Source organism: Variovorax sp. ZS18.2.2 (assembly GCF_024701975.1).
In the GTDB taxonomy this organism is placed as follows: domain Bacteria; phylum Pseudomonadota; class Gammaproteobacteria; order Burkholderiales; family Burkholderiaceae_C; genus Variovorax.
In genome coordinates, this window is sequence record NZ_JANLNM010000001.1 from 442,061 (window position 1) to 454,528 (window position 12,468).

General features: G+C 66.0%; 16 protein-coding genes. 9 read left to right on the forward strand and 7 right to left on the reverse strand.

Annotation, left to right across the window (positions count from 1 at the left end; genetic code table 11):
- Positions 1-18 precede the first annotated feature (18 nt).
- Complete coding sequence (locus tag NU688_RS02180; protein ID WP_257858921.1) at positions 19-1,056, forward strand: iron ABC transporter permease; 1,038 nt, start codon at positions 19-21, stop codon at positions 1,054-1,056.
- Complete coding sequence (locus NU688_RS02185; protein ID WP_257858922.1) at positions 1,053-1,862, forward strand: heme ABC transporter ATP-binding protein; 810 nt, start codon at positions 1,053-1,055, stop codon at positions 1,860-1,862. The genes NU688_RS02180 and NU688_RS02185 overlap by 4 nt, the downstream gene beginning before the upstream one ends.
- Positions 1,863-1,883: 21 nt before the next feature.
- Here NU688_RS02185 and NU688_RS02190 read toward each other — a convergent pair whose 3' ends face one another.
- Both NU688_RS02190 and NU688_RS02195 read right to left on the reverse strand, forming a co-directional pair.
- Positions 1,884-2,642: a hypothetical protein gene (locus NU688_RS02190; RefSeq protein WP_257858923.1), complete on the reverse strand. Its 759-nt coding sequence runs from the start codon at positions 2,640-2,642 to the stop codon at positions 1,884-1,886.
- Between the two features lie 22 nt (positions 2,643-2,664).
- Positions 2,665-3,486 carry a pyruvate, water dikinase regulatory protein gene (locus NU688_RS02195; protein WP_206178262.1) on the reverse strand — a complete coding sequence of 274 codons (822 nt, stop codon included), beginning with the start codon at positions 3,484-3,486 and terminating at the stop codon, positions 2,665-2,667.
- Between the two features lie 190 nt (positions 3,487-3,676).
- Here NU688_RS02195 and ppsA point away from each other — a divergent pair, with 190 nt between their 5' ends.
- From ppsA to dnaB, 7 genes are all read left to right on the forward strand, one after another.
- Positions 3,677-6,070, forward strand: a complete 2,394-nt coding sequence (ppsA, locus tag NU688_RS02200; RefSeq protein WP_257858924.1) for a phosphoenolpyruvate synthase — start codon at positions 3,677-3,679, stop codon at positions 6,068-6,070.
- A 132-nt stretch (positions 6,071-6,202) separates the two neighbouring features.
- Positions 6,203-6,652 carry a hypothetical protein gene (locus tag NU688_RS02205; RefSeq protein ID WP_257858925.1) on the forward strand — a complete coding sequence of 150 codons (450 nt, stop codon included), beginning with the start codon at positions 6,203-6,205 and terminating at the stop codon, positions 6,650-6,652.
- Positions 6,653-6,768: 116 nt separating this feature from the next.
- Entirely contained in the window at positions 6,769-7,143 is a 375-nt protein-coding gene (gene rpsF / locus NU688_RS02210; protein WP_198787691.1) for a 30S ribosomal protein S6, read from the forward strand.
- A 4-nt stretch (positions 7,144-7,147) separates the two neighbouring features.
- Entirely contained in the window at positions 7,148-7,462 is a 315-nt protein-coding gene (gene priB / locus NU688_RS02215; RefSeq protein WP_013540524.1) for a primosomal replication protein N, read from the forward strand.
- Positions 7,463-7,483: 21 nt separating this feature from the next.
- Positions 7,484-7,765 (forward strand): 30S ribosomal protein S18, encoded by a 282-nt coding sequence (gene rpsR / locus NU688_RS02220; protein ID WP_007830781.1) that lies wholly within the window; start codon positions 7,484-7,486, stop codon positions 7,763-7,765.
- 12 nt (positions 7,766-7,777) lie between these two features.
- Positions 7,778-8,230: a 50S ribosomal protein L9 gene (rplI, locus tag NU688_RS02225; RefSeq protein ID WP_176658462.1), complete on the forward strand. Its 453-nt coding sequence runs from the start codon at positions 7,778-7,780 to the stop codon at positions 8,228-8,230.
- 256 nt (positions 8,231-8,486) lie between these two features.
- Positions 8,487-9,893 (forward strand): replicative DNA helicase, encoded by a 1,407-nt coding sequence (dnaB, locus tag NU688_RS02230; RefSeq protein ID WP_198787693.1) that lies wholly within the window; start codon positions 8,487-8,489, stop codon positions 9,891-9,893.
- A 16-nt stretch (positions 9,894-9,909) separates the two neighbouring features.
- Here dnaB and NU688_RS02235 read toward each other — a convergent pair whose 3' ends face one another.
- Genes NU688_RS02235 through NU688_RS02255 form a run of 5 tightly spaced genes read right to left on the reverse strand, consistent with a single transcriptional unit; the run spans position 9,910 to position 12,447 of the window.
- On the reverse strand, positions 9,910-10,656 hold the full coding sequence (locus NU688_RS02235; protein ID WP_257858926.1) for a YafY family protein: 747 nt from the start codon (positions 10,654-10,656) through the stop codon (positions 9,910-9,912).
- Positions 10,656-11,123, reverse strand: a complete 468-nt coding sequence (locus NU688_RS02240) for an MGMT family protein (RefSeq protein WP_257858927.1) — start codon at positions 11,121-11,123, stop codon at positions 10,656-10,658. Before NU688_RS02240 ends, NU688_RS02235 begins: the two co-directional genes overlap by 1 nt.
- Positions 11,120-11,569 carry a GyrI-like domain-containing protein gene (locus tag NU688_RS02245; protein ID WP_257858928.1) on the reverse strand — a complete coding sequence of 150 codons (450 nt, stop codon included), beginning with the start codon at positions 11,567-11,569 and terminating at the stop codon, positions 11,120-11,122. The genes NU688_RS02240 and NU688_RS02245 overlap by 4 nt, the downstream gene beginning before the upstream one ends.
- 50 nt (positions 11,570-11,619) lie before the next feature.
- Positions 11,620-12,069 (reverse strand): EVE domain-containing protein, encoded by a 450-nt coding sequence (locus NU688_RS02250; RefSeq protein ID WP_257858929.1) that lies wholly within the window; start codon positions 12,067-12,069, stop codon positions 11,620-11,622.
- Between the two features lie 6 nt (positions 12,070-12,075).
- The gene (locus NU688_RS02255) at positions 12,076-12,447 is read right to left on the reverse strand and encodes a VOC family protein (RefSeq protein ID WP_257858930.1); all 372 of its coding nucleotides are present in this window, start codon (positions 12,445-12,447) and stop codon (positions 12,076-12,078) included.
- Between the last annotated feature and the right edge of the window lie 21 nt (positions 12,448-12,468).

Here is a 12,468-nt window from a genome sequence, read left to right on the forward strand (position 1 = left end):
AAGCGCGAAGGCTACGCAATGAGCCAACGCTTTGGGGCGCGTGCCGTGCTGGGCGGCAGCGCGGTGCTGCTCGTCGCAGCCTTCACGGTGGGAGCCGTGTCGGGCGCCTATGCCATCAGTCTTTCGCAGCTCTGGAACGTGCTGACTTCATTGGGGCAGGGCGGTGGCAACCAGTCGCCCGAACACCTCGTGTTTCTCAACATCCGGCTGCCGCGCCTCGTCCTCGGCATCGCGGCTGGCGCGGGGCTCGGCATGGCGGGCACGTTGATGCAGGGGCTGTTCCGCAATCCGCTGGCGGACCCCGGGCTCATCGGCATCAGCAGCGGCGCGGCGCTCGCGGCTGGCGTCACCATCGTGCTGGGTGCGTGGTTCTGGCCGGTGCTGCCGCGCACGCTCGGCAGCTGGACGCTGGTGGCCATGGCCTTCGGCGGCGGCTTCCTGGTCACGCTGTTGATCTACGGGCTTTCGCGCAGCGAGGGCGGCACGCGCGTGGCGCTGATGCTGCTGGCGGGTATCGCGATCAATGCGCTGGCGAACGCCGGGCTGGGTTTGTTGAGCGTGATGGCCACCGACGAGCAACTGCGCAGCTTGCAGTTCTGGCTACTGGGGAGCCTGGGCGGTGCGCGCTGGAGCGCGGTCATCCTGGTCTGCGTCGCAGTGTTTCTCTCATGCTGGGCGGCCGCCTCGCTCGCATCGCCCTTGAACGCCATCGCGCTCGGTGAGGCGCAGGCGGCACTGCTCGGCGTGGACGTCGAACGCACCAAGCGACGCGCCATCGTCATCACGGCGGTGGCCGTGGGCGCGGTGACGGCCACGACCGGGATCATCGGATTCATCGGCCTGATCGCGCCGCACTGGGTGCGCATGGTGGCGGGGCCCGATCACCGCATCGTGCTGCCGGCCTCGGCGCTGCTGGGCGCCGCGCTGGTGCTGGCGGCCGACACGGTGGCACGCACGGTGATGGCGCCTGCAGAGTTGCCGCTGGGCGTGCTCACCGCCTTCATCGGCGTGCCGATGTTCCTGTTGATGCTGCGGCACTTCAGGGGGCGCATATGACGGCGGCGGATATGAAGGCGGGGCAGGGCGCGCTGTCGTGCGCGGGCGCCGAGGTGCGCATCGGCGCGAAGACCTTGCTGGCGAATGCCTCCGTCGAACTGGCGCCGGGCCGCGTGACCGCGATCCTCGGGCCGAACGGCGCGGGCAAGTCGACGTTGCTGTCGGTGTTGTCCGGCCAGCGCGAACCGACGCGGGGCCGGGCGACTCTCGACGGCCGGCCGCTCGCGGACCACGGCATGCCGACGCTGGCACTGCGTCGCGCGCTGATGCCGCAGGAAAGCGCGGTCGCTTTCGACTTCACCGCGCACGACATCGTCGCGCTGGGGCGCTACCCCCACCGCCGGGCGCCCGATCGCGACGAGGACGGAATCATTGCCGAGGCGATGGCGCTGACCGACGTGACGGCGCTGGCGCCGCGCGTGCTCAACACGCTGTCGGGCGGCGAGAAGGCCCGGGTTCATCTGGCGCGGGCGCTGGCGCAGCTCTGGCATCCGCGCTCCGACGGCGCGACGCGTTGGCTGCTGCTCGACGAGCCCACTGCCGCGCTGGACCTGGCGCATCAGCATTCGGCGATGCGCCTCTTGCGTGCCTGGGCGGCACGGGGCGTGGGCGTGGTGGCCGTGCTGCACGACCTGAACCTCGCGCGTCGCTATGCCGACGAGGTGGTGGTGCTGGGTGCTGCGGATGGTTTGCGGCAGGGGCCGACCGCCGAGGTGCTTCAACCTGCGCTGATCGAGGCGGTCTGGGGTATGCCCTGCCAGCCGGTCGCCAGCGCGGACGGCACGGTGCAGTACCTGTTCGGCTGAGGCCTCGGCACCGGGGCGCGCTCAGGTCCAATCGAAAGTGAAGAGCGCGATCGAATCCTGCGGGTCGTAGAACAGCAGGATGCTGTCCGCGCCATGCAGACAGTAGTTGTAGCCCGGCACGTGCGCGATGAAGCGGAAGCGGCGGCCGTCCGCCGTGAGAGGGGCGGGGTCGCCCGCAGGATTCCGGTCGATAGGCCATTCGCTGCTCTCGGACCAATTGCCTTCGAAGGCTTCTCCGCCCAATTGCGCCAGCAGGGGCAGCGGGTCGCCGTCGCTGTCGAAGCCGCGAATTTCCCGGCGTTTGTGCAGCAGCGCGAGGGTGTCCGGGTCGCGCACATTCCTGGCGCCGGTTCGCATGATGTCCAGTCGATGGCAGCCTGCGTAGTGCGCTTGCATCGCGGCAAAGGCCAGGTGCGAATCCTCGTGGCGGATATCGAGCTCGGTGCGAAACGACGGCGACAGGTCCGGATCGTTGACCTCGAAGTACCGCCAATCCCCGAGCAGCGTGTAGCGGTCGTCCTTCAGTTCGAAGGCCAGCCAGTTGGGGCGCAGGAACTCGCCGTGGTGGGCAACCGTCGATTGGCCGATCAATCCCTCATAGGGCTCGATCGGGCTCAGCATGTGGATGCGGCCTTGCCAAGCGGGGTCGACGGCGCTCAGGTCGATGGTGCACAGCGGATGCAGATGCCGCGCGTACCGGTCGACGGGGTCGCTGAAGACGTCGACCGGGTCGGGGAACGGATGCAGGAAAGGCGCGGGTTGGCGGATATCCGTGACCATTTGCTATCAAAAATGCAGCAACTCAGTACGTCAGCCGCTCCGGCCGCAGCTCCTGCAGGATCGTCGTCGCGATTTCCTCGATCGACTTGGTCGTGGTCGAGAGCCAGCGGATGCCGGCGCGCCGCATCATCGCCTCGGCCTCGCTCACCTCGTGGCGGCAGTTCTCCAGGCTCGCGTAGCGCGAATCGGGGCGCCGCTCGTTGCGGATCTCGCTCAGGCGCTCGGGCTGGATCGTCAGGCCGAAGATCTTCTTGCGGTGTGGCATCAGGGCCGGCGGCAGCTGGCGGCGGTCGAAATCCTCGGGAATCAGCGGGTAGTTAGCGGCTTTCAGGCCGTGCTGCATCGCCAGGTAGAGCGAAGTGGGCGTCTTGCCGCTGCGGCTCACGCCCACCAGGATGACGTCGGCGCCCTGCAGGTCGCGGTTGCTCTGGCCGTCGTCGTGCGCCAGGCTGAAGTCGATGGCGGCGATGCGGGCGTTGTATTCCTTGCTCTTGCTCACGTCGCTGAAGCGGCCGATGCGGTGGTTCGACTTCACCGCCAGCTCGATTTCCAGCGGCCGCACGAAGGTGCCGAACATGTCCAGCAGCATGCCCTTGCAGCCGGTCTCGATCACTTCCAGCACGTCCATGTTGGCCAGCGTGGTGAAGACGATGGGCCGCACGCCCTCGAGTTCGGCCGTGTGGTTGATCTGCCGCACCGCCTGGTGCGCCTTGTCGACCGTGTCGGTGAAAGGCAGCCGCACATGGCGCGGCTTCATCTCGAACTGGGCCAGCACGGCGTTGCCGAAAGTCTCGGCGGTGATGCCGGTGCCGTCGGAAATGAAGAAAACAGTGCGTGTCTGCATGGTGTTGCTCTTGCGGCCTTGTCCTGCGGCGCGGGCGACCTTGCCACGCCTACAATCCGGTCCATTATCGGGAATCCGCTTTCCCAACCCCCATTCTTCTCATGCAGGCCGCTTCCGCACCCAAAGCAACGACAACGATCGTGCCGTGCCGCCTGCATGCAGCACCGGTTTCAACTTCTGGAGCTTCCCCATGTCTGCACTTTTCGACGCGACCGCCCTGGTCGTACCGTTTGAAAACCTGAGAATGACCGACGTCGAGGCGGTTGGCGGCAAGAACGCCAGCCTCGGCGAGATGATCTCGCAGCTGCCGCAAGGCGTGCGGGTGCCGACCGGTTTTGCGACCACGGCGCACGCTTTCCGCCAGTTCCTGGCCCACGACGGCCTGGCCGACAAGATCAGCAAGCGCCTCGCCGCGCTGGACACCGAGGACGTGCGCGCCCTCGCCGTGGCCGGCGCCGAGATCCGCGCCATGGTCGAATCCCAGCCCTTCCCGGCCGACCTGCAGAAAGCTATCGGCGAGGCCTTTGCCACGCTGAGCGCCGGCAACCCTGAAGCCTCGTTTGCCGTGCGTTCCTCGGCCACCGCCGAAGACCTGCCCGACGCCTCGTTCGCGGGCCAGCAGGAAACCTTCCTGAACGTGGTCGGCATCGACGACGTGCTGCACAAGATGAAGGAGGTGTTCGCCTCCCTCTACAACGACCGCGCCATCAGCTACCGCGTGCACAAGGGCTTCGAGCACGACGTGGTCGCGCTCTCGGCCGGCGTGCAGCGCATGGTGCGCTCCGACCTCGGCGCCGCCGGCGTGATGTTCACCATCGACACCGAATCGGGCTTCGACCAGGTGGTGTTCATCACCTCCAGCTACGGCCTCGGTGAAACGGTGGTGCAGGGCGCCGTGAACCCCGACGAGTTCTACGTTCACAAGCCCACGCTGCGCGCCGGCAAGAAGGCCGTCATTCGCCGCAACCTCGGCTCCAAACTGATCCAGATGGAGTTCGCGACGCCCGAAGAGAAAAAGGCGAGCGGCAAGCTGGTGAAGACCACCGACGTGAAGGCAGAGCAGCGCAACCGCTACTCGCTGAGCGACGCCGATGTCGAGCAACTGGCCCGGTATGCGCTGGTCATCGAGGAACACTACGGCCGCCCGATGGACATCGAGTGGGGCAAGGACGGCACCGACGGCCTGCTCTACATCCTGCAGGCGCGTCCCGAGACGGTGAAGAGCCAGCAGCAGGGCAAGGCCGAGCAGCGCTACAAGCTGCTGGGCAAGGGCGCAGTGCTCGCCGAAGGCCGTGCCATCGGCCAGAAGATCGGCACCGGCCCCGTGCGCCTCGTGCACAACATCAGCGAAATGGACAAGGTGCAGGCCGGCGACGTGCTCGTCACCGACATGACCGACCCGAACTGGGAACCGGTGATGAAGCGCGCCGCCGCCATCGTCACCAACCGCGGCGGGCGCACCTGCCACGCGGCCATCATTGCGCGCGAACTCGGCATTCCGGCCGTGGTCGGCTGCGGCGATGCGACCGACCTTCTGAAGGATGGCACGCTGGTCACCGTGAGCTGCGCCGAGGGCGACACCGGCTTCATCTACGACGGCCTGCTCGAGACCGAAGTGACCGAAGTGCAGCGCGGCGTGATGCCCGAAATCGACATCAAGCTGATGATGAACGTCGGCAACCCGCAGTTGGCCTTCGACTTCGCGCAACTGCCGAACCATGGCGTGGGCCTGGCCCGCCTGGAGTTCATCATCAACAACAACATCGGCGTGCACCCGAAGGCGATCCTCGACTACCCGAACGTCGACAACGACCTGAAGAAGGCCGTCGAGTCGGTGGCCCGCGGCCACGCCTCGCCGCGAGCCTTCTACGTCGACAAGGTGGCCGAAGGCATCGCGACCATCGCGGCCGCTTTCTGGCCCAAGCAGGTCATCGTGCGCCTGTCCGACTTCAAGTCGAACGAGTACCGCAAGCTGATCGGCGGCAGCCGCTACGAGCCGGAAGAAGAGAACCCGATGCTGGGCTTCCGCGGCGCGGCGCGCTACCTGAGCGCCGATTTCGGCGAAGCCTTCGCCATGGAGTGCGAGGCGCTCAAGCGCGTGCGCAACGACATGGGCCTGGTCAACGTGCAGATCATGGTGCCCTTCGTGCGCACCCTGGGCCAGGCCGAGCGCGTGACCACGCTGCTGGGCGAGCATGGCCTCAAGCGCGGCGAGAACGATCTCAAGCTGATCATGATGTGCGAGGTGCCGAGCAACGCGATCCTGCCGGAAGAGTTCCTGAAGTTCTTCGACGGCTTCTCGATCGGCTCGAACGACCTGACCCAGCTCACGCTGGGCCTGGACCGCGATTCGGGGCTCGAACTGCTGGCCGCCGACTTCGACGAGCGGGACCCGGCCATCAAGGCGTTGCTGAGCCGCGTCATCAAGGCCTGCAAGGCCGAAGGCAAGTACGTCGGCATCTGCGGCCAGGGCCCCAGCGACCACCCGGACTTCGCGCTCTGGCTGGCGGAGGAGGGGATCCAGTCGATCTCCCTCAACCCCGACAGCGTGATCGACACCTGGCAACTGCTCGCCAATCGTTGAAGCCCCACGTGTCGGATTGCGGAAATCCCCATGGGGGGATTCCCGCGAGGCGTGGGTGTTTCTGAAACAAATTGCGTATTTGATGCCAGACTTCTGAGACTCACGGGCCTATCCCGGAAGGGGGAGACCACCATGATTCTTGTGAAGACGCCAGCGGGCCATCAGGCCCTGAAGGACCGCTCGGTTCCCCTGACGCCGCGCCAACGCTCGGCCTTCATTCTTTTCGATGGCAAGCGCTCGGTCGACGAGGTGCTGGCGAACGGCATGGGCATCGTGCGCGAGGACATCGACCACATGGTCGCGCTGGGACTTCTCGAGCCGGCAGAGGGCAGCGCTCCCGCCGAGGCCACCCCCGCCGCACCCGCGGCCGGCGCTTCCGCCCGCAGCAAGCAGCAGCGCTACAAGGACGCCTACCCCATCGCCATCCAGCTCACCGGCAGCTTGGGCCTGATGGGGTTCCGGCTCAACCTGCAGGTCGAGGGCGCGACGAGCTACGAAGACCTGCTGGCGCTGGCGCCCAAGATCCGCGCGGCGGTCGGTCCCGAGAAGGCGGCAGCCCTGGACAAGGCCCTCAACGACTGAGGTGCCTTGCCGGATTGTCAATTACAGGGCTATAATCGCCGGCTTTGCCTTGCCACACTGCGCCCGACGCTGCAGGTGGCTTTTCCTCTTCCTCGGAAGAATCCACAAGGAGTGCCATGCGTCACTACGAAATCATTTTGCTGATCCACCCGGATCAGAGCGAGCAAGTTCCGGCCATGCTGGAGCGCTACAAGGGCCTGATCACGGCCGGCGGTGGCAAGGTCCATCGCGTTGAAGACTGGGGCCGCCGTCAGCTGGCGTACCAGATCAACAAGCTCAACAAGGCGCACTACCTGTGCGTCAACATCGAAGCCGAGCAAACCGTGATGGGCGAACTGGAACACGCGTTCAAGTTCAACGATGCCGTGCTGCGTCACCTCACCGTCCAGAAGAAGAAGGCCGACACCGGTCCTTCGTCGATGATGAAGACGGTCGAGCGCGAAGAAGCCCGCAAGGCCCAGCAGGCCGAATACGCCGCCAACAACAACTGATGGCGTGACTGCTGCCGCTCTGGCAACCGGTGTCAATCAGCTGCTGCTGACCGCCTCGGTTGCCGAACTCGGAGCCTTGCGATACACGCCCGCCGGCCTGCCCGCCATCGACCTCCGACTCGAACACGAGTCGACCCTCGATGAAGCAGGAAAACCCCGGCAGGTGAAGACGGCCCTCAAGGCCGTTGCCTTCGGCGCCATCGCCGAGCGGCTCGCAAGACAGTCGATGGGAAGTCTCTGGCGTTTTCAGGGGTTTCTCGCGACACCGGGCAACGGTAAGCATCCGGTCCTGCACATCCAGGATTTTCAGCAAGATTAATTTTCGACAAGAGGTCCCCAAATGGCCACGTTCAAGAAATTCAACAAAGACAAGCGCCCGAAGCGCAACACCCAGTCGCTGCTGTTCAAGCGCAAGCGCTTCTGCCGTTTCACCGTCGCTGGCGTCGAGGAAATCGACTACAAGGACATCGACACGCTGCGTGACTTCATCAGCGAAAACGGCAAGATCATCCCCGCACGCCTGACCGGCACGCGCGCGATCTACCAGCGCCAGCTCAACACCGCCATCAAGCGCGCCCGCTTCCTGGCCATGGTCCCGTACAGCGACCAACACCGCGTCTAAGGAGCCGACACCATGCAAGTCATTCTTCTGGACAAGGTCGTCAACCTCGGCACCCTCGGCGAAATCGTCAAGGTCAAGGACGGTTACGCACGCAACTTCCTGATTCCGTCGGGCCGCGCTCGCCGCGCTACCGCTGCCAACAAGGCCGAATTCGAAGCCAAGCGCGTCGAACTCGAAAAGGCTGCGGCCGCCAAGCTGGCCGAAATGCAAGCCCAAGGCGAAAAGCTCGGCGGCACGACCGTCAAGCTGACGCAAAAGGCTGGCGTCGACGGCCGCCTGTTCGGCTCGGTCACCAACAGCGACATCGCTGAAGAACTGGGCAAGCAAGGCTACAAGGTTGCCAAGTCGCAAGTGCGTCTGCCCAACGGCCCGATCAAGGTTGTTGGCGACAGCACCGTGAGCGTTGCGCTGCACACCGACGTGGTCGTCGAGATCACCGTGACGGTCTACGGCGAAACCGCCTGATCGCTTGCGGCGCTTCGTGCGCTGCCGCAAAAGCCGCCTTCGGGCGGCTTTTCTTTTTGCGAATGTTGCCCCCCCGGCTTTTCGCTGCGCGTAACGCCACCCCCCGAGGGGGCCGCGCGGCTCGCCTTGGGGCGGCCCGGCGGCGCCCGCCTGCGTTTTCCAGCGCGCTGCACTGGAAGATCACTGTTTATTCACAACCTTGTCCACAAGCGCAGCGCCGTGCGCGGCTTAGCATGCAGGGTTGCAAGGGAAGTCCATGTCCGCCGTTTTCTCCTACTCCGACGGTAATTCGTCGGCCGACCGCCAGATCGCCCAACTGCGCATTCCGCCTCACTCCATCGAGGCCGAATCGAGCGTGCTCGGTGGCCTGCTGCTCGACAACGGCGCCTGGGACCGAATGGGCGACTTGCTGGTCGACGACGACTTCTACCGTCACGAGCACAAGCTGATCTACGCCGCCATCGGCGGACTGATCAATGCCAGCAAGGCGGCCGACGTCATCACCGTCTTCGAGCGGTTGCAGAGCCTGGGCAAGGCCGACGATATCGGCGGGCTGGTCTACCTGAACTCGCTCGCGCAGTACGTGCCGAGCGCGAGCAACATCCGGCGCTATGCGGAGATCGTGCGCGAGCGCTCGATCCTGCGAAAGCTCGTCTCCGCCAGCGACGAGATCGCGACCAACGCCTTCAACCCGCAGGGCAAGCCGGTCGACAAGATCCTGGACGAAGCCGAACAGAAGATCTTCAACATCGGCGAGGAAGGCTCGCGGATGAAGCAAGGCTTCCAGAGCATGGACGCCCTGGTGGTCGAACTGCTTGACCGCGTGACCGAGATGGCCGAGAACCCGAACGACATCACGGGCGTGCGCACGGGCTTTCACGACTTCGACAAGATGACCTCGGGCCTGCAGCCGGGCGACATGATCGTGCTGGCCGCGCGTCCCTCGATGGGCAAGACCTCGCTGGCAATCAACATCGCCGAGCATGTGGCGCTCAACGAAGGATTGCCCGTTGCCGTGTTCTCGATGGAAATGGGCGCCTCCCAACTGGCGGTGCGTATCGTCGGCTCGATCGGCCGCATCGACCAGGGGCACCTGCGCACCGGCAAGCTCAGTGACGAGGAGTGGCCGCGCCTGACCGAAGCCATCGAGAAGCTGCGCACCGTGTCGCTGCACATCGACGAGACGCCGGGCCTTTCCACCAGCGAACTGCGCGCCAATGCACGCCGACTCGCGCGCCAGTACGGGCGCCTGGGGCTGATCGTGGTCGACTACCTGCAACTCATGTCGACCAGCACGAGCGGCGACGAGAACCGCGCCACGGCGGTGGGCGAAATTTCGCGGGGCCTGAAGATGCTCGCCAAGGAACTCAAGTGCCCGGTGATCGCGCTCTCGCAGCTCAGCCGCGGCGTGGAAAGTCGCACCGACAAGCGCCCGATGATGAGCGACTTGCGCGAATCAGGCGCGATCGAGCAGGACGCGGACATCATCATGTTCATCTACCGCGACGACTACTACGACAAGAACAGCAAGGAGCCGGGCGTGGCCGAGGTGATCATCAGCAAGCACCGGAACGGCCCGACCGGCACCATCAAGCTGGCCTTCCTGAAGCCGATCACCAAGTTCGAGAACCTGGAAGGCTACAGCCACAGCGACCAGTACTGACGCGAACGCAGCGAGGTCAAACGGCCGAAGGACCTTGGGCCTTCGACGGCCATTTCTGGGGTTCCGGCGGCGTCGTCTCCACCTGCCGGGCCTTTACCTGGCGCAGCAGGTCGGCCAGCGTCTTGCCCGGTTCGTCGCGAAAGCGCTCGGGCAGCACCTCGACGGCATCCATGCGATCGACGCGAAACCCGCGAAAGTCGTTGCGCAGTTCGCACCAGGTCGAGAGCGTCCAGACCTTTCCCCAGTAGAAGCAGCCGAGCGGCCGCACCGTGCGCTCGCTGGCATCGCCGGACACGTCGCGGTAGTTCAGGCGCAGCTTCTGGCGCGCCTGCACGGCCTCGCGCAAGGCCTGCAGCCGGGCGCCCATCACGTCGTCCAGCCCCAGCGCGGGCGCATAGAGCGCCAGCGCCTCCGCCGAGACGCGCGCGGCCGGCGGCAGCACCGAGAGGATCTTGCCCAGCCCCGCTTCGATGTCGCGCGCCAGCGCCGGGTCGACCCAGCTCTGCGCGAGCCGCGCCGCGGCCACGAGCGCCGAGGCCTCGTCTTGCGTGAACATCAGCGGCGGCAGCTCGAAGCCCACGCCCAGCCGGTAGCCCACGCCGGCTTCGCCTTCTATCGGCACGCCCTGGTGCTGCAGGTCGGCCACGTCGCGGTACACCGTGCGCTCCGAAACCTCCAGGCGCTGCGCGAGAAATGCGGCCGTGGTGAGCCGGCGGCCGCGGATGAGCTGCACGAGCTGGAAGAGGCGGTCGGCGCGGCGCATCAGCGCGTTCCGGAGAGCTTCTTGGCGAAGTCCTCGACGAAGTAGCGCTTGCCGCGCTGCACGACCGTGTGGCCTTCGGCTTCGAGCCTGGCCATTTGCGCCTCGATGCCGCCGGGGTACTTGGGGTTGAGTTCGCCGCCGATCTTGAGGGTGCGCCAGTAGGGCGTCCGGTCTTCCGGCTTCGGCGACTCTTCGGTGGCGTGCGCGACCATGTGCGCAAAGATCGCCGTGGTCACGGTGCAGCCGATGGTGGCGCGGTGGCGCACCGCGATGTCCTCGCCGATGCCGAGCACCGTGGCGAGCCGGCCCTCGGGAATGCCGCGCATCGCTTCCTCGACCTCACGCGGAGAGGGCGTGGCGATGGTGCCCTCGCCGTGGCGCTTGCGCATGGGCGGAGGGATCTCCTTGACGTTCGGCAGGTGCGGGTAGCTGGCGAGTCTGTCGCGCCAGCTCTTCTTCATGCTCATGCAACTCCGATGTGGATCGCCACCTTGTCTGGCCCCTCGTAGGCTTCGAAATCGCTGCGGTAGCGGCGCGCGATTTCCGGGTGCGCCTCGAAATACTGCCAGATGCGCTGCCAGGTGGCGATCACCATCTGCGGCATCTCGCCCTGGCCGGTAAAGACGAGGTAGTCGCCGGCTTCGATGGCCACGCTGTCCGCGCCCTCCGAGACGGCCACGCCGACGGTGATGTCGAAGGGGCCATGGGCGTCGGATTCGTAGGCGGAGTAGATGCCGAAGATGCGCGTGTCGCGCGTGCGATGGGGCGTCGATTCATAGGTCTGCTCGCCGAAGAAGCGGCCCCACAGCGCGCCGATGCGGGCTGTGACGGGATCGTTTTCTTCGCGGTTGGTCGTGCGGACCGTGAGGCCGGCGACCCGGAAGGCGTCGTGGTGTTGGCGGGCGGGTTCCATGGGTTCTTCTCCTGCGTTTGCGCTGTGCGGCGATGTTCGGGTGTTGCTGCTCAAAGGACGAGCGTTTTCAGGTCTGCCTTCATGGTCCGGGCGATCAATGCCATGTCGGCATCGGTCACGTCGAACATGCCGAAGCGGAACTTGTAGCCCCATTGCTTGGGCGTCTCGATGAAGGCAAGGCGCTCGATCAGCGGCGCGATGGGTGCTTCGTGCGACGCTGCATAGCTCAGGTCGCGGCGCCAGGGGATGAAGCCGCCGCCCATGTCGAATTCGTAGGGCTCGCCCGGCAGCACGATGCCGATCGACACGAAGCTCTGCAGCTTGTCCGTGCCGCCGAACACCGTGGCCGGCGAATAGTAGGCCACGCGGTCGCCCGCGGCGACCCGCTTGAGCGGGCCCAGCTTGCCGTGGCCGACCTGCATGAAGCCGAGCGGCTTGTGGTCGCGCCCGCGCCGGGCATGTTCGGCGCTCGCGACGGCGATCCAGTTGCGCTGTGCCATGGTGCTTCAGGCGAGGGCGTGCAGGCCGACTTCGTTGCCTTCGGTGTCGCGCAGATGGGCGATGAAACCCATGCCCGGCGGCAGCGCGGACTTGGGCGCCACGATCTGCCCGCCGGCCGCCTCCACGCGCGAGAGCACGGCGTCGATGCTTGGCATGCAGTCGAGATAAATGCGGGTGCTGCTGCCCGCGCGGGCAGCAGCACTGGCGCCGGCCTGCAAGGCGCCGCCGACGCCCGGGGCGTCATACGGAAAAATAGCCAGCGCCTCGCCGCCGAGACTTTCGCGGCGCAGCTTGCGCGCCAGCACGGTTTCATAGAAGGCCTGGGCGCGGTCCAGGTCGCTGACCGGAATCTCGAACCAGGTGATTGCGTTCTGCATGAGGAGCTCTCTTTCGTTGTG